We start from the raw sequence: 18,919 nt of genomic DNA on the forward strand, positions 1-18,919 counted from the left end.
TAGCAGCTTCCATGCCAGCGAGGTGTCGAGTGAAACGACTGAACTATGGGTCCACCGGAATCCCTCGGTCAAACAGGCAGTTAACAACAATAGCCAGGAACACCCAGGACCGACAGCCAACATGGGACAACGTCCACGACCGCCCGGGAATCAGGACTCCTGCATACATTACTGACGGTGGGCGACGACGGAACATTTGCAGGAGAGCAAGGAAAATTACGAGCTTTGAGACTTTTGCAGACAAGAGCCAACACAATCGTTGCACTTTAGAAATATTTACAGAATTTTCTGATTCTCTTTACACCCTACGTATCGAAATCTGACACTTTTTAGTCAAACTCCCCTGGCCTATTCAGCTTTGAGCTCCAATAACCAACCCTTGCCTAAGACCTAAACTGCATTGCCTCGTAAAATCAGCCACCTGACTGCGTATAGACCGGAATGAGGAATCAACACTCAGGCGATATGTCGTATATGCAAAGATGTTGAAACTCATTACAGCTTTTACAAACCATTTCCGGAAATCGTTGTATCAGCGCCTGAAACGGGTCTCCAGAACCACCGCTGAATTGGTGCGCTCCACGCCCTCAAGATTACCGATCTCATCCAGAACAGCGCTCAGTTCTTCCAGGGATTGAGCCTGCACAATGGCGATCAGATCATACTCGCCGCTGACAGAATACAACTGGGATACCTGGCTGATCTGCTCCAGGGCTGCATTTGTTCGAGCCGTCAGCTTCTGGAAAACCTTGATCGACACATGGGCCTCCACCTGGGTTGCCGTGTACTCACCCCCAAGCTCAACGGAATACCCGCGAATCACGCCGCTCGCTTCGAGCTTTGCAATGCGGTTCTGCACCGTTGAGCGCGACAGATCCAGCGCCCTGGCCAGGTCCGAGACACTGCAGCGGGCATTCTGGCGCAGATGTAAAAGCAGCCGCTGGTCCTGTTTGCTGATCATATCGACATCATTCCTGGTCAAATTGCCATAATATATCATCATTTATCATTTTTTGACGCTACAAAATGGCATAACTCCCCATCATACTGGCCCTGCCACTCTCCGCTTCCAGCGGTCAGCAGATGAGGACATGTCTATGATTATCCGCCCGGTTGCCCTCTCAGACCTCGCCGCTCTGCAGCAGATTGCCGTGGAATCCGGCCCCGGTTTTACCTCACTGGTCGATGACCGTGACTTCCTGATCCAGAAAATTCGCCATTCCATGGACAGTTTTGACCGCCATACCGACACCCCGGGCGACGAAGGCTATCTGTTCGTGTTGGAAGACCCGGAAACCGGGGAAATCATGGGAACCACCGGCATTGAAGCCTCGGTAGGCATCCGACGCCCGCTGTATCACTATCATCGCAGCCAGGTCGTTCACCACTCGCCGGAACTGAATCTGCTCCGCCGACTGGAAGTCCTCAACATGTGCAATCATTACACTGGCTGCAGCGAGATCTGCACACTGTTCCTGCGGCCCAAGTTCCGGCGCGCGCACGCGGGCAAGCTGCTCTCCCGGGTTCGCTTTCTGTTTATGGCCCAACATCCGCAGCGTTTTGCCGAGACTGTCATCGCTGAAATGCGAGGCATCTCAGACGAAGGCGGACAGTCGCCGTTCTGGAATTGGTTGCGGACCCATTTCGTGGATCTTGATTTCAGCACGGTGACACGCATGGTAGGCACGGGCGACAATGGCTTTATCGCTGACCTGATGCCCCGACACCCGCTCTACACCCATTTGATGGACGAAGACGCCCGCGCGGTTATCGGGCAGGTGCACCCGCACACCCGTCCAGCCCTGGCCATGCTGGAAGCCGAAGGGTTTCGCCACAACGGCTACGTGGATCTGTTTGATGCCGGCCCGACCGTTGAAGCAAGGCTGGCCGATATCCGCTCGGTATCGACATCCATCGGCTGCCGCATCCAGATCGTCGATGATGTGCGACCGACGCTCGAGGAATGGAACCGGGGCGGCCAGGGGCGGCTGCTGGCCATCACCAACACCGAAACGGCGGATTTCCGCGCCACTGTCACCAGTGCGGCCAGATACCTGCCAGCTCACAATCTCCTGCAAGTACCGGCGGCACTGGCAAAGTCACTCCATCTGCGCAACGATGGAGACGTCCGATTCATGGAACTTGCAACCGCACAGAGCGGCGCTGCGACGACAGCCATTCCACTGCGCCAACAACAGGAGGCCATCCATGCACACCGATAGAGATACATTGTTCCGCCACCTTTGGGACAATTACTGCGAGGTGACACCCTCGGCACAGGATATCCACCGGTTGCTGGACGACACCCAGGGTGGCGACATCGTGAACGACCACATTGCCCTGCGAACCTTCAATCTTGAGAAGGTAAACCTGGACAAACTGGCCGCGCACTTCCTGGCGCTGGGATATCACGAAGGCGGCGACTATCACTTCGACGCCAAGAAACTGTACGCGAAACACTACCAGCATCCGGATCCGACTGCCCCCAAGGTGTTCATTTCCGAGTTGCTGGTTGATCAGTGTTCCGGGTCACTGCAATCCATTGTGGAAAGCCTGGTGAGCCAGATGGACCCTACCGCCGTCACCAGGGACGACTTTCTCTATTCCGGTCGTCACTGGGATGTCGACCACGCCACCTACCAGACCCTGCTGGAGGAAAGTGAATACGCGGCCTGGGTAGCGGCTTGGGGTTATCGGGCCAACCACTTCACGGTAAGCATCAATCATCTCAGCCGATTCAAAACCGTGGCTGAAATCAATCAGGCCCTCAAGGACAACGGCTATCGCGTGAACAGTTCCGGAGGTGAGGTCAAAGGCTCTCCGGAAGAGCTGCTGGAACAATCTTCCACCATGGCGGATCGTGCCGACGTCCGGTTTAAGGATCAGACCGTGGCCATACCGAGCTGTTTCTACGAATTCGCACGTCGCTATGCAAAGCCCGACGGAGAGCTCTACAGTGGTTTTGTCGCCGCCTCGGCGGACAAGATTTTCGAGAGCACGGACAGCCGGACCTGAAGGACAGAGCCTTCAGGTCGTTACCAGTTCCTCACAGATGACCTTCAGACAGGCTGGCCTGCAGCGAGCACGAAGCGGCGTGTGGCCAGCGATGTCTCCATCCATGGTGACCGTTCGTCGCGAACGGGTGGTGATCGACACAGTTGGGCTTTTAAGGTGGACCACCGTACTGGTTCGTTTCGGAGAGTGACGGCTCAACCGTACCGTCAGAAAGGCAATAAAAAGCTGTAACAGCGAACGCGGCCTCACGGCCACGACATCCAACTGACCATCCCCCGCCGATGCCTGGGGAATCTCGTTGCCACCGCCGAAAAAGGCACCGGAGGAAACCGCAATGGTCAACCATCGCCCGGCCACGGTTCCCTTTTCCGTTTCGATGAGGCCATGGAACCCCCGGTTCACCCGCAATTTCTGCAGCAACGCTACGCCATAGCTGAAGCGCCCAAGCAGTCGTTTGGCGTCCGCCGACGACTCCCGAACCGGCAATGTGCCGAGCCCAATATGAGCCACGTTCAGGAACAGACCATTTTCAGTGGCGGCAACATCCAGCATACGGGTCCGTCCCGCCGAGATCAGGTTGCAGATATGCTGGGGATCGTCGGGCAGCCCCAGGTTGCGGGCAAAATCATTGGCGGTCCCGGAAGGCAGAACCGCCAGGGTAGCGCCGGCATCAAGACAAAAACCGGCCGCCGCATTGACTGAGCCATCACCTCCAGCCGCGAGGATGAAGTCCCTGGGGCCCACCTCTTCGGTCCAGCTCTTATCGTCAAGGCTGCAATCCCGGATATCGACAATGCCCGCACTTTCCAGGTAGTTTCGCCAGAACTCGGCGCCTCGACTGTCCTTTTCGCCGGCTTTGGGATTGGCCATCAACCAGTAAACCATTGCATACCGTCTTTCTGGGTCTGTTTGGATTTTTGACGTACTAAGGTATAAGCCATGGGAGCGGAACTTGCCATCAACATGGTCAAGGTTTAACGGCGCTGTAACGCCGCCAACGACGAACTGAGAGAGACCGATGCTGGACGCCACGGTTGGGTTAACCGGGAAACAACACCCTCGCCATACCGATGCTGCTGACGATCAGCAGCACAACGCCCAGCACCCGGAAGAAGATCGGTGTTTCCGCCTTCAGCATGCGATCGTGAACATAAAGACCGATGACATGACCAATGGCAGCGCAGGGTAACAGCCACAAGTGGTGAATCAGCTGCAAGTCTACCCCCACCCAGATAAACGCCGCCATCTTGATCACCACCAGGATGAACCAGAGTGCGAACAGAGTGTCCCGCAAACGCTCTTTCGGCAGATGCTGCGCCACGACTGCAATGATTAAGGGGGCACCGATCAGGGACGTACCACTGATGTAGCCGCCCACCATCAGAAACACCGCGTCCACAGCCCGGCTGCCGCTGCGAAAAGGCCGGTCCAGGATGTAGGAGACCGAGTACAGGGACACGATCACAAAGATAATGGTGCTCATGATCTCTGACGGCAGTGTGATCAGGCCGAACACCCCGATCAGCTTGGGCACAATCATGATCGCCAGAATCCGCCATAGATAATGCCAGTCGACCGTACCTACGACCGCTACGCCATCATCATCCGTAGCCGACGACTTGCGATTGTTCATCCAGATGGTCAGGGAGGAAAACACCAGAAGGTGCACCGCAATGATGGGCAGGAAGACCAGCGGATCGTCCAGCACCAGCAGCAGGAAAGGCAAGGACAACACGGCCCCGCCGAATCCCAACCCCGAACGGACAAATCCGCTCCAGATAAAAATAAGGCCAATCAGGACATACTGGTACAGCGCCAAGTCAGACATAGAGGTATCGAGGTTCCGGGAGCCAGGTTCACAAACACAAAGGGGTAAGAGCATACCTGCCGGGCAGCCCTTACTTCCAGTAACAAACAGGCTACTTTTCTACAACGGAAGAAATGACAGAAAGCGCCTAGTTTTTAATCAATGCTTCCGGTAAAGCCGCCGGACAGAATTTCCGACAAGAACAACAGCCAGGCAGGAGGTGCGCCCTTCTGCCCGTGGTAAATGGAGAACAGCCATGTCAGCAGCAGTTGATCATCTGGACGAACGGCTCCGGGACGACGGAGAATCACTCGAGGAAATCATGCCCTCAGCCATCACCCTGGCCATGATGCTGCGCCACCGAACCATGGCGGCGTGGATGCGAATCGAGTTTGACGGCTACAGTGATACTTCGGAGCTTCCTCCGTACCGGCGCGATGTTCCCGGCCATATCGTGGCCCGCTCACCCCAGTATGGCTGGATCCCCGCCCCGGTCGACGACAAGCAGAAGCAGGACTTCGGCCATCGAGACATGCCAGAAGGCATCAAATCCCTGGAAAAAACCTGCATGGCCTGCAAGAAAGGTACGGGGCACCGCATTGTTTTCGACAAAGAGGAAATGGCCACGCTTCAGGCGCATATCAACCTGACCGCCGAACTGGCCATTACCATTAGCAGGGACAGCTATAACAAGCTGCTTCGCGTTGTTCGCTGCGCCCTGTATCTCTGGGCCCAGGAACTCATGGAACACGGGCTCAGTGGGGACCACAATTCCTACAGCGCACAGGAACGGGAGAAAGTCGCCCACCTCGATGACCCCGAGCGGTTCTGGCGTAAGGCGCTCGAGGACAATGCAGACCTCCCCATTCCCGACGTGCGGGAAACAGGGTTCTTCGAACGTTTCTTTGGGCGGACAGGCTGATACAGCCTACGGCGGTTTAACGGTCCGTCAGCTTGATCTCGATACGCCGGTTCTGTCGCAGCGCCTCGGCAGAACCGCCCGAAGCAACCGGGAAAAACTCCCCGAAACCGGCTGCCACCATGCGGTTCTGGGGAACACCTTCAGAGGCGAGATAGCGCACGACGGCCACAGCCCTGGCCGTGGAGAGTTCCCAGTTCGAGGGAAACGCTTCGGTATTGATGGGAATCCGGTCGGTGTGGCCGTCGATGCGCAGAATCCAGTCGATATCCTCAGGAATGGCCGCCACCACATCGAGCAGAACTTCAGCCAGCTTGTCCAGCTCCCGCTGCCCTTCCGGCCCAAGACGGGCGGAGCCGGAGGCAAACAGTAATTCCGACGGCAACAGGAAGCGATCGCCGACAATGCGGATGTTCTCGTTATCCTGAAGGATATCCCGCAACCTGCCAAAGAACTCAGACTGATAGCGTTCCAGCTCATTGACTCGTTCAGCAAGCAATGTGTTCAGGCGTTTCCCCACCTCTTCCAGCTCGGCTTCCTTCTCCGCGGTGAGATCCTCCTGTAGCCGCAACGCAGCGGTGATTCGACTGAGCTGATCCTGCAGCGCCGAAATCTGGTTCGAGAGCTGCAGGATGATCGCGCGCTGGGAAGCCGTCAGCTGCTCTTCATCCTCCAACTCCGACTCCGCACTGGCGATTGCCTTGCCCAGATCCTCAACCCGCAGGGCCTGGGCTTCTGCATTGTATTGCTGCTCCAACCGCCGGGCCTTCTCCTCCTCCAGCTCCTCACTAAGCCTGTCGTTCAGCGCAAGGCTTTCGCTGAAGCGGTTCTGGACCGCGGCCATCTCGTTTTCCAGGGCGGCGGTTTCCTCCTGCTCAAGGCCGAGCAGCCGGGAAATCTCCTGCAAACGGCTGTTGAGCCTGGCCAGTTCTGAGTCCCGATCCGAGAGGGTTTGCGACAGGTACAACTGACTGACCACGTAAATCAACAGCATGAAGATGATCAACATCAGTAACGCCGACAGGGCATCGACGTATCCAGGCCATACGTTGATGCTGCTGCGGGTTCGACGCCGGGAACCGATCATGGCATGGGCCTGCTATCGCGGATCATCGTCAACCCGGTCCACGAGATTGGTTACGCCAGTCAGCCATTCCTCCAGGCCGTCGTAAAACCGGTTCTGGGCGTGGCCCGCCTGGATATCCAGAAAACCCAGTACCAATGAGCCACCAAGCCCCAGCAACGACGAGCTGAACGCCGTGCCCATGCCTTCCAGGGGCTCAAGCAGACCAGACTGCAAGCCGGCAAACACCTTGCCGAAATCCTCCTGACTCATGTCCAGGTTTACGATGACGGCGCCCACGGAATTGATGGTTCCAAGCAGACCCCAGAAGGTGCCCAGCAATCCCAGGAAGATAAGTAGACTGATGAAATAGCGGGTAATTTCCCGTTGTTCGTCCATGCGGCTGTGGATGCCATCCAGCACCGTACGCAACGACATGGTGGATAACGAGAAACGATCGCGCTTGGAGTCGTCATCCAACTGTCGCGCCAGCGGTTTCAGAAGACGGGGCTCCTGCAATACGGAGAGCCCGGCATTGCCGGTGCGGAACTGCGCAATCCAGCGCATTTCCGGAAACAGTACAAATACCTGGCGATAGGTGATGGCAATGCCGACCAGGAGCACACAAACAATTAAAAGGTTGAACACCCAGTTCGCCATAAACGCGGCCTGTAACGGTTTGTGGATCAGGGCACAAACCACCACAACGACCACCAGGAACAGCGTCATCCAGAAAAGGGTATGCTTGGGATTGCTCATTAACGCCACCGCATTCGTCGGGAAACACGTTAAAAGCTAGCACAAGCTTGCCATTACTGCTGGCCACATCCCCACTGGTTGCGTTAAGGATTTGTTACCACCGCTTCAAGGCCCGTAGCGTTGAGCGATACTGTCCAGGGCCCCGCTATCTCGCGCTTCATCAAGCGCTGCCTGAAGATCCTCCACAATTGCCGGGGCCGTTTCGTTGCTGACCGCCAGATACATCGGTGTCTCACGGAACACGAGAACCGGCTTCAGGCCGGTGATGTCGTGCTCTTCCTCCGCCACCAGCGGCCCTACGAGACCATCGGTCACCCAAAGATCGGCCTGGCCCAACACCAAACGGCGAGGATTCTGCTCACCGGACACGTTCATGACCAGATCAAACCCCTCACTCACCAGGTAGTCCGACATGACGTCACCCTTGTACCCGGCAATCTTGTACTGCCGGGCACCTTCGAGGGACTCAAGCTGAATGTTGGAATCGGGCGCGGCAAACAGGGTCCACTTGATCGACGCCAGCGGGCCGACCCACTGAAACTCGTCTTCCCGCTCCTCAGTCCTCGCCGTGCAGAACAGAGCATGGTTCTCACGACCCTGGACCCACTCGTAGGCACGGCTCCAGTCTCGCATTTTCATGACGTATTCGTAGTCCACCCGCTCCATCATGGTTTTCACCATATCGGTACAGATACCGGTGATATCGTCTTCATTATGAGCAAAGCCCTGCCCGGTGGTTGACGCGTTATAGGGAGGGTAGTTCTCGGTGAAGATATACAGCTTCTCGTCAGCAACGGCCGACGACACCACCGCCAGCATAAGGAGGCCTTGCAAGACCGGTCTGACGAACTTCAACGGGCCGGTCGTTTCTGAGCCGGGTTTGGCGGGCATGTTTTTGTCCTCGTCGCAATGGGCATTGGTAGTTTAGGCTAGTCACTTTGAGCGATAATGCCAATATACCCATCATTACCGTTATGCACCGGAATAAACAGATTTTCCGCCGAAACTGGTCTACCGTGATGAGTGAATAAGTGTAAAATTTGAATGCACATTTATGGAATCGTTGGCAGTCAGCCTGCCCAGGGAACCCGTTTATGACAGAAAGCCAGCCCCGTATCACCGGCCTCCGTCAAAACGCTCTCATCGTTGTTCGCGGTTTTATTCCTTGCGGATGTGAACTGGTCGCAGCCTCTTCCGGCGGCGACGGCGCTCAACTGACACTGGCAGGCCTGACATCACCCGGTTTGATACAACACCTGAATGGGACGGATCGCACCCGCGCGGAACTGTTTCTGTTTGATGGCAACCACCCGATCCGTGTAGGTGGTGATCTGCACACCCCCAACGGGGACAGCGTGCGGATGACCAGCGATCCCGATGATGCGGAAACCATTGAATACCTGCGACGATTGCCACAAAGGGTGCCTGATCAGTTGGTATCGCCCTCCGCCAGTTTGCCGTTGTTACGGGAGGCCTACCAAAAACACACCCGGCGTCTGCTGAGCACCCTGGTAACCGACTTTATCGACCAGGCCTGCGAGGGTATCGGGAACGACCTTGAACATGCGGCGGAAGTGCGTGACATTACCCGTCTGAAGGACATGCGCTTTATCTTCAACAGTCGCGGGGAGCAGATATACCGTGATTTTACGCTGCAGTTCCAGGCGCTCGACCGCCAGCTCAACCCGAGCACAGTCGACGACAGCCAAAGCGGCGAACTCAGGGTCGTGGAACAGCATGTCTTTGAGGACTGGCTGGAACTCCAGATGGTGGCATCCGAACTCGCCAGCAAACACACCAATACTCTGTTCGTGCTCAGCCAGTTGCTCAACCAGCTTTTTTCCTGCGATATCAGCGATCGCAGCAACCCTCTTTCACCATTGTCACTGTGCACCTGCCTGCAATTCACCATTGATCGACTTGGCATTGCCCGGCAGCATCGAGGCACGCTTTACCTTGCTTTCGAAACCGTGCTGGACGACCTTTGGCCCCGGGCCGCAGAGTCTCTGAACCGCGATCTCCTTGCGGCGGGCCTGCTTGCACTCGATCTGACCAGCCTGCCTTCCAACTGGTCGCTGAGGGGATCTGACAAGGCCCGGGAAGCACCAGCAGACGCGCCCCGCGCCGAAGCCTCGGCGGATGATTCCCCGCCCCCTGCGGCACCTGCACCGGCCCCCGGGCGTTCGTTACTCCGCCTGATGAGCCTACAGCACGATGCCAGCAACCTGCGGGATACCTGGCCACGCACCAATCCGCAGTTTACCGCCGAACTGCGACCGCACAGGGACGATCTGCGCAAGGTGCTGGGAGAGCCGGGCCCCAGCATGGAGGAGGCTATTCGACATCTGGCATCGTCCAATCCGGATCTGGAACAGGCACTTGACGACGGGACGTGGGACAAAGTCACCCTCGTGGATCGTCTGTTTGCCCCACTGGAGCACGAACAGGGGCTGAACAGAACTCTGAGGGAACAGCTTGAACAGTTGAGACTTCCGGTTCTGGAGGTCCTGCTTGAAACCTCGGAATTCCTCGACAGTGACAACCATCCGGCCAGAACCATCGTCAACGACCTCATGCGCCTCTGCCTGGCCGAGCGGAGTTCAAGCCGCAACCTGGAACAGACGGTAACGGGGATTATCGACGAACTCATCCAGACGGAAGAACGGGATGAAGCGTTTTACCGGTCCATTGGTACCCGGTTGAGTGGCCTGGTAGATCGACAGGAACAATCGTTCCAGAGGAACTCCGAACGTATCGCCAAGACCCTGGAAGGCAAAGAGCGCCTACGGCAGACGCGGCTCGGCGTGCAGCGACGCCTGAACATGATCCTCGCGGGCAAGGCTATTCCAACGGTGCTACTTGATCTGCTGAACGCAGGCTGGGAGCAGTTGATTGTATTGGCGGTATTGCGGGAAGGCGCCGAGAGCCAGACCGCAACCAGCTTCATCAACATCGTTGACCAGATTCGCCTCTGGCTATCGGACGGGGAAACCAGCAAGGATCTCGCGTTTGAACGGGAACTGGAAAGTGATGCCTTGATCCAGCTTATTGACAGAGAGCTGCGCACTGTCGGTGAAGTGTCTCCGGTGCGCGAGGTGGTGGCGAGACTGACCCGGGAATTGCATCAGCAGGTATCAAGCGAGACAGTGACCCTCGACGCCTATCCCCCGGGTTCCTGCCAGCAGGAGGAAGCGGAGGCCTCTACAGAGTCAGTTGATACCCGCTGGGCCAGGCGAGCCCAGGATATTGGCGTGGGTGATTGGGTTGAGATTGCCCTCGACAACGGTGAAAAACGGCGCATGCGACTGGTCTGGGGTGGCAAGGACGTCTTTCGCTTTGTATTCCTTTCGCCCCAGGGACTGGGAGAGGTGAGTTTTCAGTATTCCGAATTCGTGTCGAGATTGGCCCGCGGTGATGCGTGGCTCGTCAAGCAGGGCGATATTCCCTTTGTCGACCAGAGCCTGTTCGACATCGTTCAGGAGGTCTACAGCAAGCTCAACTTCGAAGCCACTCACGACGCCCTCACGGGCTGTCTTCACCGGCATGATTTCGAGAAGCAGTTGGCCCAGGCTCTGTCCGCAATGGACGACAACCCTGGCACTCATACCCTGATGGTGTTCGACATCGATGAGTTCAGTGTGATCAATGCCACCTATGGCACCGGCATCGGAGACGAGCTACTGAAACGGTTTGCCTCCCTGCTTCAGGAACAGGCGTCACAACACTCCGGCGATCACTGCATCGGGCGACTGGGAGGCAACGAATTTGCGTTGCTGGCCAAAAAGATGCCGGTGGAGGAAGGGCTGGATTTCTCCGAACGGCTGCGCGACGCCTTTCGAACGGAGTCACATACCATTGGCGACACCGAATTCGCCACCACCCTAAGCGCAAGCGTATGCCCTTTCGAAGACACTGTGCGCTCCGCTGGCGAACTGATGAACCAGGCAAACCTGGCACTCAAATCCGCCAAGCGAAAGGGCGGAAACAGCGTTGAACGGGTTCGGGACCAATCTCAGCAAGCGCCCGCCTCAGGCCCCCTGTGGGTACCCGAAATTGACCGCAGTATACGCGATGGCAGCCTTTACCTGCGGGCACAGAGAATCCTTCCCCTGACCGGCGGCAGCACCGGTGACATGTACGAACTGCTTCTCGGCCTTCAGAATTCCTCCGGACAGGAAATTTCTCCACAAAGTTACATTGAGGCCGCAGAACAGTTCCGCCGCAGTTCCCGCGTTGACCTTTGGGTGATCGACGAAGCAATAGGCTGGATGGAAGAGCACCCAGACGCTATGGAGAGCATCCATACGTTCAACATCAACCTCTCCGGTGCGTCATTGAGTGACGATGCCTTCCTGTTCGACCTGGAAACCAGGATGAAGCAGCACAGCGCCCTCACCCACCAAATCTGTTTTGAAGTCACCGAGACGTCCGCCGTTGCCAATCTGCATTACGCCGCCGACTTCATGACCGAAATGAAACGGCTTGGATGCCGGTTTGCACTGGACGACTTCGGAACCGGCCTTTCCTCCTACGCCTACCTGCAGAAACTACCGGTGGATTACGTCAAGGTGGACGGTATTTTCGTCCGCGACATGGCCAGCAACCTGACCAATTATGCCCTGGTTCGATCCATCACCGAGCTGTGTCATTTCCTCGACATGAAAACCATCGCCGAGTATGTGGAGGACATGGAGACACTGGAGCTGCTCAAGGAGATCCAGGTAGATTTCGGGCAGGGATTCTGTATTGCAAAACCCCGGCGAATGGATAGCCTGGGGGCCACCGCAAAAACCTGATGCAACATAATCACCCAATCAACAGGAGACCACCTCATGCCAAACAGCGTAAAGATCACGTACTGTACGGGCTGCAAGTGGATGCTTCGATCCGCCTGGATGGCTCAGGAACTGTTGAGCACCTTTGAAGAAGAGCTGAGTGAACTGACCCTGATACCGGGCACGGGCGGAATATTTGAAATTCACGTCAATGGCAAGCGCATCTGGTCACGTAAGGAACAGCAAGGCTTCCCGGACATCCGGGAACTGAAGCAACTGGTCCGCAATGAAGTCTCGCCCGATCGATCACTCGGCCATACCGACGGGGTATCCACGGCCTGAACGCCCTGGCGTGCCTGGAGATCGGCCGCCGTCATCGCCGGGTGCCCCAGCGAAACCAATTATTTGCGTCCAGGCCTTAGACATTGGTTTCGTAGTGTCTTGCTGCAAAAGACGTTTCAGGCCACTATCATGGCTTCTCTATTTGCGAAAACGAAAAGGCAACGCATGTTTCTTGAACGCTACCACGCCACCCAGAACGGACTCGTACTGATCAGCGCGACCCAGGCCAGTCGATTTGCCAAGGAAGTGGCTGGTGATTTTAATCCGATCCACAATCCGGATGCCCGGCGTTTCTGCGTTCCCGGAGACCTGCTGTTTGCCCTGCTGTTGTCACACTTCGGTCTTTCCCGACAGATGACCTTCCATTTTCGCAGCCTGCTGGGTGAAAACGTCCCCCTGGACTTCCGCGAGGATGACGACGGTTTGATCCGCGTTTACGACCAGAATAACAAGGTCTACATCGAGGTGGAACGCAGCGGTGAGCGAACTCACGATGACACCGTGATTGAGAATTTCACTCGCTGCTACGTCGCCGCTTCCGGCAAGAACTTCCCCCATACGCTCAAACCGCTGATGGAAAATGCAGGCGTGATGTTCAATCCGGATCGGCCAATGATCATGTATCAAAGCATGAGCCTGGCCCTGGACACGCTTGATGCGCCAAGCCCTGACCTTGAACTCCACAACGCAGAGCTGAAGCCGGACGGAAAGCGTGGCAATGTGTCACTGGACTACCGGCTGATCTCAGACGGTAACGTTGCTGGCGAGGTTTCCAAAAAGCTTGTGGTCAGCGGACTTCGTGACTATAACGCCGAGGCCATGGATGCCGTGGTCGAGGAGTTCTATCGGCTCAAGGAAAAATCCTGGGACTGATCGGATGTCAACGCCAGTAAGCCAGGAAGAGAAACAGGCAGCCCTGGCCCGCCTGAACCGATTCAGTCAGATGGCCGACAATGCCATCGGCATCCCCTTCACTCGCTTTCGGATCGGGCTGGAACCCATCATCGGCCTTATACCGGTACTGGGAGATCTGGCCGGGCTGCTCATATCCTGCTACGTGCTCCTGGAAGCGCACCGTGCCGGAGCCAGCCCCCGGATCAAACAGCAAATGGTCAGGAACATGCTGATCGACTTTTTCGGCGGCCTTGTTCCGGTCGTTGGCGACGTCTTCGACTTCGCCTGGAAGGCCAATGTCCGGAATACCCAACTGCTCCGGGCACACCTGGAAACCGAGCTGAGCGTGCAACAAAAGCCGCGGTTTCCCTGGGGACAACTCCTGATGATCGTGGGGGCCCTGGTCATCGTGCTCGGCGCCATCTATGTTATAGCCAAGAACGAACCCGCCAATCCGGCCGGTAGCACCACCGAGATCAGGCCCTGACGTACGGTCCGGCTACGCGGGAAAAACACAACAAACCGTGAGGCACGCATGAGCGATACCACACCCGATACAGTCTGGGACTATCTGATCCAGGGTGCCAAGGTCTTCGACGGTATTGGCGAACTACCGGCCCGCGAAGACATCGCCATCGCAGACGGCAAGGTCGCGGCGCGAGGACAGGACCTTGATCCGCAAAAAGCGCGCAAAGTCATCGATGCCACTGAACGCTGGGCCATGCCAGGGTTGTTTGACATCCACACCCACTACGACCTGGAATTGGAGGTTGCTCCCGGCCTGCCCGAATCCGTGCGCCACGGCACCACCACGGTTGTCATTGCCAACTGCAGCCTGGGGTTGGCATTCGGAGCACAACGCAAGGACGGTGCAGACCCGATTGTGGACTGTTACGCCCGAGTGGAGAACATTCCCAAGAACGTCCTGCGGGCGACCGCGGATCGAGTGAACTGGAACAACCCGAAGGAATACATCCAGCATCTGAATAGGCTTAGCCTGGGCCCAAACCTGGTCACCATGGTGCCCCACTCCATGTTGCGGATTGAGGTCATGGGATTTGACGCCAGCATTTCCCGTGACCCCACGGAAGACGAACTCAAGACCATGGAGGCACTGCTGGCGCAGGCCATGGATGACGGCTATGCCGGATTCTCCACCGATGCCCTGCCGTTCCATTACCTGGCCAACCAGCCCAATACCCGCAAGACCATACCCACGCAGTTCGCCAAATACCCGGAAATCAAACGTCTGACGGAGGTCGTGCGGCGCAAGGGCGGTGTCTGGCAAGCCACGCCACCGAAAGACAGTACCTTAGGCACCATCAAGACCTTTCTTCTCAGCTGTGGCCTACTCCACGGCAAACCACTCAGAACAACGGTGGTGGCAGCCCTGGACGTACAAAGCAACCGCAAGATCGTGCGGCTGGCGAGGTTGCTGGCCCGGGTTCTCAATTCCCGACTTTTGCGGGGTGACTTCCACCTGCAGGCCCTGGCCGCCCCCTTCAAGGTGTGGTCAGACGGCGCCGTAACGCCGCTCTCCGAGGAGATTGAGGAACTACGCATTCTCAATGAGACGGAACTGGAGGACCGTGAAGGCCGACAGAAAATCCTCAACGATCCAGCCTACATCGAGTCGTTCAAAGCCATGTGGATGAGCGGCAAAACCGGTTTTGGCCTCAAGCGTCTCAAACGCCTGGTACGCCTTGAGGATTACGCCTTCAACCGTACCCTGGCGGACATGACCATCGACGTATGCCCCCTGAAGGAATGGCAAGGCTTTACCTTTGCCGATGTCTTCGCGCGGGTGAACGCCGTGAATGCAGGAAAACCACTCAAAGTCAGCGATGCGGAACGGGCCCTGCTAAAAGACCACTTCTCCGGGGTGAAGGATGAAGGCGATTTCGTGCTGGCGATGCTGCGGGCGTTCGACCGTGACCTGAGCTGGTATACCGTGTCCGCGAATCGGAACGAACGCGTTGTCCGAAAGCTGCTGATGGACCGACAACTTCTGCCTGGCTTCAATGACAGTGGCGCCCATCTCACCAACATGGCCTTTTACGATGGCAACCTCAGAGCCCTGAAGCTGGCCTCGGACGGCGGCGACATTGACGTCGCGTACATGGTACGCCGTCTCACCCGTGACCCTGCCCGTGTATTTGGCGTCAAAGGGGGTGGCATTGAAGTGGGTGATCAGGCCGACCTTATCCTGATTGACCCGTCAGCTCTGCGTCGCATGGACCACAACAATACGTGCACCGTCAGTACCGGGATGCCTTTCAGCACGAGCAACTGGTGATCGCACCGACGGAGTCGTGCCCCTGGTCATGATTGCCGGTCATCCAGCGTGGCACGGAAAGGCGTTCGACAGTGCACTGGGCCAGAAAAAGATGGGCACGTATTGGACACCACTTTCTGACACTGCTCAGGAGCCATACTGAAGGGGTTCCGTTTCGGGGCAAACGAGCTCTGTACGCACTAATTTGAATCACGCCGGGTTCAATCCAGGGCTCTTACCCCATTGCCTGGCTACCGGCTCATCGCAAACATCACCCTACCTAATTAATTTAAAAGGGCTTTTTCTCCGAAGAAAAATTCGGGCATGGGTCTTGCCTAGAACTAGACGACACTAACCAGCGAACACCGGGCCTTCGAGCCCCCAGAAAATAGAACACTATCTGGACAACGGCGTCCTCACCAACCTGACACTCGGGTTGTGTAGGCGTCGTTTTTTTATGCCCGGGAATAATCACCGTTGAATGAGGTAATCAAGAATGTCCTATCTAGTTCCGTCAGAGTTCGTCACCAAGATGGTAGACGCGGGTGAATCCAAGGTTCACATGTCGACCCGAGATACACTGATACGCGCGTTCATGGCTGGCGCTATTCTTGCGCTGGCTGCCGTTTTTGCGGTCACCGTTGCGGTGCAGAGCGGCAGTTTCCTGCTCGGAGCCGTGCTCTTCCCCGTCGGGTTCTGCATGCTGTACCTGATGGGTTTCGACCTGCTTACCGGGGTTTTCATGCTCACCCCGCTTGCCCTGTTGGATAGGCGTCCTGGGGTTTCCCCTAGCGCCATCCTCCGCAATTGGGGCCTGGTTTTCGTCGGTAACTTTGCTGGCGCGCTGACCGTCGCGTTCATGATGGCGTTTATCTTCACCTACGGCTTTAACACGGAGCCTGGAGCCGTAGCCGAAAAAATTGCCGGCGTTGGTGAAGCCCGTACTCTCGGTTACGCGGAATACGGCGCGGCCGGCTGGTTTACCATCTTTATCCGCGGCATGCTGTGCAACTGGATGGTCTCCATGGGTGTGGTCGGTGCCATGATCTCGACCAATGTCGGCGGCAAGGTGCTGGCCATGTGGATGCCAATCATGCTGTTCTTCTTCATGGGCTTCGAGCATTCCGTTGTGAATATGTTCCTGTTCCCATTCGGCATCATTGTCGGCGGCGGTTTCTCGGTGATGGACTACCTGGTCTGGAACGAAATCCCCACGGTGCTGGGCAATCTGGTCGGCGGCCTCGCCTTTACCGGCCTGACCCTGTACACCACGCACATCCGCACCGGTGCCAAGCGCAAGGCCCCCAAGACCGCCAGCGTCGATCGCGTGCCTGCCTGATTGCCCATGAGCAATCGCCTGAAGGTCTCTGTGGGACACTACTCCGACAGAGGCCGCAAGCCCTCCAACCAGGATTTTCACGGCTGCACCATGCCCGCCGAGCCACGACTCGGGATGAAGGGCATGGCCTTCGCTATGGCTGACGGTATCAGCAGCAGTGACGTCAGCCACATCGCCAGCGAAACCGCCGTCAAAAGCTTCCTTGACGACTATTTCTGTACGTCCGAGGCGTGGTCAGTCCGCAAATCCGCCGAACGGGTTCTGACGGCCACTAACTCGTGGCTACATGCACAAACCCGCAACGGCCCGTACCGGTATGAGAAAGATAAGGGTTATGTCTGCACCCTGAGTGCCCTGGTCATGAAGGCCTCCACCGCGTATCTGTTTCACGTCGGTGACACCCGGATTTACCGGCTGCGGGAGAACGCTCTGGAACAGCTTACCAATGATCACCGGTTGTGGGTCTCCCAGGAAGAAAACTACCTGAGCCGGGCATTGGGGGTGGATTCACTGCTGGAAATTGATCACCAGTCATTGCCGCTGCAGGAAGAGGATATTTTTATCCTCGCCACCGATGGTGTTTACGAACACACCAGTGCGCAGCAGTTTATAAACATCATCAACCGATACTCATCAGACCTGGACTCCGCCGCCAAAGCGGTGGTCGAAGGCGCCTATGACAGCGGAAGTGACGACAACCTCAGCGTGCAGATTATTCGCGTGGACCAACTGCCGGATCGGAAAACCGCAGAACTGTCCCGGCAGGTGGAAGCTTTACCCTTTCCACCCATACTGGAAGCACGGCAGGCCTTTGACGGCTATACCATACTCCGGGAATTACACGCCACCAGCCGCAGCCATGTGTATCTTGCGCTGGATACCGAAACGGACACACAGATAATCCTGAAAACCCCGTCCATCGACCTGAGAGGCGACCCGGGATACCTTGAGCGGTTCCTGATGGAAGAGTGGATCGCACGGCGCGTGAACAGTGCCCACGTTCTCAACGCCGGCATTCAGGACCGGCAGCGCAATTACCTTTATACGGTGACCGAATACATCGAGGGCCAGACCCTCAAACAATGGCTGATCGACAACCCCAAACCAGACCTGGAAACCGTGCGAGGTATCGTGGCGCAGGTAGCCCGCGGGCTCTATGCGCTGCACCGCATGGAGATCCTGCATCAGGATATCCGGCCCGATAACATCATGATCGACACCAACGGCACGGTAAAAATCATCGATTTCGGGTCCGCCCGGGTGGCCGGTATCGTGGAAGCCACCACTCTGGAGCCCAACGAGATACCTGGCACCGCAATCTACATGGCACCGGAATACTTCATGGGCGAAACCGGCACCACCCGCTCAGATCTCTACTCACTGGGCGTACTCTGCTATCACATGCTGTCTGGCCGGTTCCCCTACGGCACCCAGGTGGCCAAATCCCGCACCGCCTCTGCCATGCGCAGGCTCAACTACACCTCCGTTCTGGACGATGATCGGGAAATTCCCGCCTGGATCGATGAGACCATCAAAAAGGCCGTGCACCCGACCCCGGACAAACGGTACCAGGAACTCTCGGAGTTCACATTCGACCTGAGACACCCCAACCAGACTTACCTCAACAAAAGCCGGCCGCCACTGCTGGAACGCAATCCCGTAGCGTTCTGGCAATGCGTCTCGGCCCTGCTTGCCAGTGCTGTGATCTACTTGCTCAGTCGTTGAGACACA

At 57.0% G+C, this 18,919-nt stretch carries 16 protein-coding genes; 10 read left to right on the forward strand and 6 right to left on the reverse strand.

Translation table 11 applies throughout. From position 1 onward, the window contains the following. Window positions 1-532 precede the first annotated feature (532 nt). Window positions 533-961: an Lrp/AsnC family transcriptional regulator gene (locus MDG893_RS04945; RefSeq protein WP_040474313.1), complete on the reverse strand. Its 429-nt coding sequence runs from the start codon at window positions 959-961 to the stop codon at window positions 533-535. A 130-nt stretch (window positions 962-1,091) separates the two neighbouring features. Here MDG893_RS04945 and MDG893_RS04950 point away from each other — a divergent pair, with 130 nt between their 5' ends. Together MDG893_RS04950 and MDG893_RS04955 are read left to right on the forward strand one after the other, a co-directional pair. Further along, the gene (locus MDG893_RS04950; RefSeq protein ID WP_007152630.1) at window positions 1,092-2,222 is read left to right on the forward strand and encodes an arginine N-succinyltransferase; all 1,131 of its coding nucleotides are present in this window, start codon (window positions 1,092-1,094) and stop codon (window positions 2,220-2,222) included. Further along, window positions 2,209-3,015 carry a DUF1338 domain-containing protein gene (locus tag MDG893_RS04955; protein ID WP_007152631.1) on the forward strand — a complete coding sequence of 269 codons (807 nt, stop codon included), beginning with the start codon at window positions 2,209-2,211 and terminating at the stop codon, window positions 3,013-3,015. Before MDG893_RS04950 ends, MDG893_RS04955 begins: the two co-directional genes overlap by 14 nt. Window positions 3,016-3,027: 12 nt before the next feature. On the opposite strand, the gene MDG893_RS04960 is transcribed toward MDG893_RS04955, so the two are convergent. Both MDG893_RS04960 and MDG893_RS04965 read right to left on the reverse strand, forming a co-directional pair. After that, window positions 3,028-3,900, reverse strand: a complete 873-nt coding sequence (locus MDG893_RS04960; protein WP_007152632.1) for a diacylglycerol/lipid kinase family protein — start codon at window positions 3,898-3,900, stop codon at window positions 3,028-3,030. A gap of 154 nt (window positions 3,901-4,054) precedes the next feature. Then, the gene (locus tag MDG893_RS04965; RefSeq protein WP_007152633.1) at window positions 4,055-4,843 is read right to left on the reverse strand and encodes a TSUP family transporter; all 789 of its coding nucleotides are present in this window, start codon (window positions 4,841-4,843) and stop codon (window positions 4,055-4,057) included. 235 nt (window positions 4,844-5,078) lie between these two features. Here MDG893_RS04965 and MDG893_RS04970 point away from each other — a divergent pair, with 235 nt between their 5' ends. After that, on the forward strand, window positions 5,079-5,744 hold the full coding sequence (locus MDG893_RS04970; protein ID WP_007152634.1) for an AbiTii domain-containing protein: 666 nt from the start codon (window positions 5,079-5,081) through the stop codon (window positions 5,742-5,744). A gap of 16 nt (window positions 5,745-5,760) precedes the next feature. Here MDG893_RS04970 and MDG893_RS04975 read toward each other — a convergent pair whose 3' ends face one another. From MDG893_RS04975 to MDG893_RS04985, 3 genes are all read right to left on the reverse strand, one after another. Further along, a complete protein-coding gene (locus tag MDG893_RS04975; protein ID WP_007152635.1) occupies window positions 5,761-6,828 on the reverse strand; it encodes a peptidoglycan -binding protein in 1,068 nt (355 codons plus the stop codon). 12 nt (window positions 6,829-6,840) lie between these two features. Then, window positions 6,841-7,563, reverse strand: a complete 723-nt coding sequence (locus MDG893_RS04980) for a hypothetical protein (protein ID WP_007152636.1) — start codon at window positions 7,561-7,563, stop codon at window positions 6,841-6,843. A gap of 105 nt (window positions 7,564-7,668) precedes the next feature. After that, window positions 7,669-8,454 carry a substrate-binding periplasmic protein gene (locus MDG893_RS04985; protein ID WP_007152637.1) on the reverse strand — a complete coding sequence of 262 codons (786 nt, stop codon included), beginning with the start codon at window positions 8,452-8,454 and terminating at the stop codon, window positions 7,669-7,671. A gap of 203 nt (window positions 8,455-8,657) precedes the next feature. On the opposite strand from MDG893_RS04985, the gene MDG893_RS04990 reads away from it, so the two are divergent. The 7 genes from MDG893_RS04990 to MDG893_RS05020 all read left to right on the forward strand — a co-directional run bounded on the left by MDG893_RS04990 (window position 8,658) and on the right by MDG893_RS05020 (window position 18,913). Continuing rightward, window positions 8,658-12,359: a DUF1631 family protein gene (locus MDG893_RS04990; protein WP_007152638.1), complete on the forward strand. Its 3,702-nt coding sequence runs from the start codon at window positions 8,658-8,660 to the stop codon at window positions 12,357-12,359. A 36-nt stretch (window positions 12,360-12,395) separates the two neighbouring features. Further along, window positions 12,396-12,680 (forward strand): Rdx family protein, encoded by a 285-nt coding sequence (locus MDG893_RS04995; protein WP_007152639.1) that lies wholly within the window; start codon window positions 12,396-12,398, stop codon window positions 12,678-12,680. A 165-nt stretch (window positions 12,681-12,845) separates the two neighbouring features. Further along, window positions 12,846-13,553, forward strand: a complete 708-nt coding sequence (locus MDG893_RS05000) for a DUF3581 family protein (RefSeq protein WP_007152640.1) — start codon at window positions 12,846-12,848, stop codon at window positions 13,551-13,553. 4 nt (window positions 13,554-13,557) lie between these two features. Then, the gene (locus MDG893_RS05005; RefSeq protein ID WP_007152641.1) at window positions 13,558-14,061 is read left to right on the forward strand and encodes a DUF4112 domain-containing protein; all 504 of its coding nucleotides are present in this window, start codon (window positions 13,558-13,560) and stop codon (window positions 14,059-14,061) included. A gap of 48 nt (window positions 14,062-14,109) precedes the next feature. Next, window positions 14,110-15,870: an N-acyl-D-amino-acid deacylase family protein gene (locus MDG893_RS05010; protein WP_007152642.1), complete on the forward strand. Its 1,761-nt coding sequence runs from the start codon at window positions 14,110-14,112 to the stop codon at window positions 15,868-15,870. 475 nt (window positions 15,871-16,345) lie between these two features. Beyond that, entirely contained in the window at window positions 16,346-17,188 is an 843-nt protein-coding gene (locus MDG893_RS05015; RefSeq protein WP_007152643.1) for a formate/nitrite transporter family protein, read from the forward strand. Window positions 17,189-17,194: 6 nt separating this feature from the next. Next, on the forward strand, window positions 17,195-18,913 hold the full coding sequence (locus MDG893_RS05020; protein WP_007152644.1) for a bifunctional protein-serine/threonine kinase/phosphatase: 1,719 nt from the start codon (window positions 17,195-17,197) through the stop codon (window positions 18,911-18,913). Window positions 18,914-18,919: the final 6 nt, after the last annotated feature.

It is taken from the genome of Marinobacter algicola DG893, assembly GCF_000170835.1.
GTDB classification, from domain to species: domain Bacteria; phylum Pseudomonadota; class Gammaproteobacteria; order Pseudomonadales; family Oleiphilaceae; genus Marinobacter; species Marinobacter algicola.

Coding starts and splice junctions, on each gene's coding strand:
- MDG893_RS05015 (WP_007152643.1), top strand. CDS start 16,346: ATGTCCTATCTAGTTCCGTCAGAGTTCGTCACCAAGATGGTAGACGCG.
- MDG893_RS04965 (WP_007152633.1), bottom strand. CDS start 4,843: ATGTCTGACTTGGCGCTGTACCAGTATGTCCTGATTGGCCTTATTTTT.
- MDG893_RS05020 (WP_007152644.1), top strand. CDS start 17,195: ATGAGCAATCGCCTGAAGGTCTCTGTGGGACACTACTCCGACAGAGGC.
- MDG893_RS04995 (WP_007152639.1), top strand. CDS start 12,396: ATGCCAAACAGCGTAAAGATCACGTACTGTACGGGCTGCAAGTGGATG.
- MDG893_RS04975 (WP_007152635.1), bottom strand. CDS start 6,828: ATGATCGGTTCCCGGCGTCGAACCCGCAGCAGCATCAACGTATGGCCT.
- MDG893_RS04985 (WP_007152637.1), bottom strand. CDS start 8,454: ATGCCCGCCAAACCCGGCTCAGAAACGACCGGCCCGTTGAAGTTCGTC.
- MDG893_RS04945 (WP_040474313.1), bottom strand. CDS start 961: ATGATCAGCAAACAGGACCAGCGGCTGCTTTTACATCTGCGCCAGAAT.
- MDG893_RS04950 (WP_007152630.1), top strand. CDS start 1,092: ATGTCTATGATTATCCGCCCGGTTGCCCTCTCAGACCTCGCCGCTCTG.
- MDG893_RS04970 (WP_007152634.1), top strand. CDS start 5,079: ATGTCAGCAGCAGTTGATCATCTGGACGAACGGCTCCGGGACGACGGA.
- MDG893_RS05005 (WP_007152641.1), top strand. CDS start 13,558: ATGTCAACGCCAGTAAGCCAGGAAGAGAAACAGGCAGCCCTGGCCCGC.
- MDG893_RS04955 (WP_007152631.1), top strand. CDS start 2,209: ATGCACACCGATAGAGATACATTGTTCCGCCACCTTTGGGACAATTAC.
- MDG893_RS05010 (WP_007152642.1), top strand. CDS start 14,110: ATGAGCGATACCACACCCGATACAGTCTGGGACTATCTGATCCAGGGT.
- MDG893_RS04960 (WP_007152632.1), bottom strand. CDS start 3,900: ATGGTTTACTGGTTGATGGCCAATCCCAAAGCCGGCGAAAAGGACAGT.
- MDG893_RS05000 (WP_007152640.1), top strand. CDS start 12,846: ATGTTTCTTGAACGCTACCACGCCACCCAGAACGGACTCGTACTGATC.
- MDG893_RS04980 (WP_007152636.1), bottom strand. CDS start 7,563: ATGAGCAATCCCAAGCATACCCTTTTCTGGATGACGCTGTTCCTGGTG.
- MDG893_RS04990 (WP_007152638.1), top strand. CDS start 8,658: ATGACAGAAAGCCAGCCCCGTATCACCGGCCTCCGTCAAAACGCTCTC.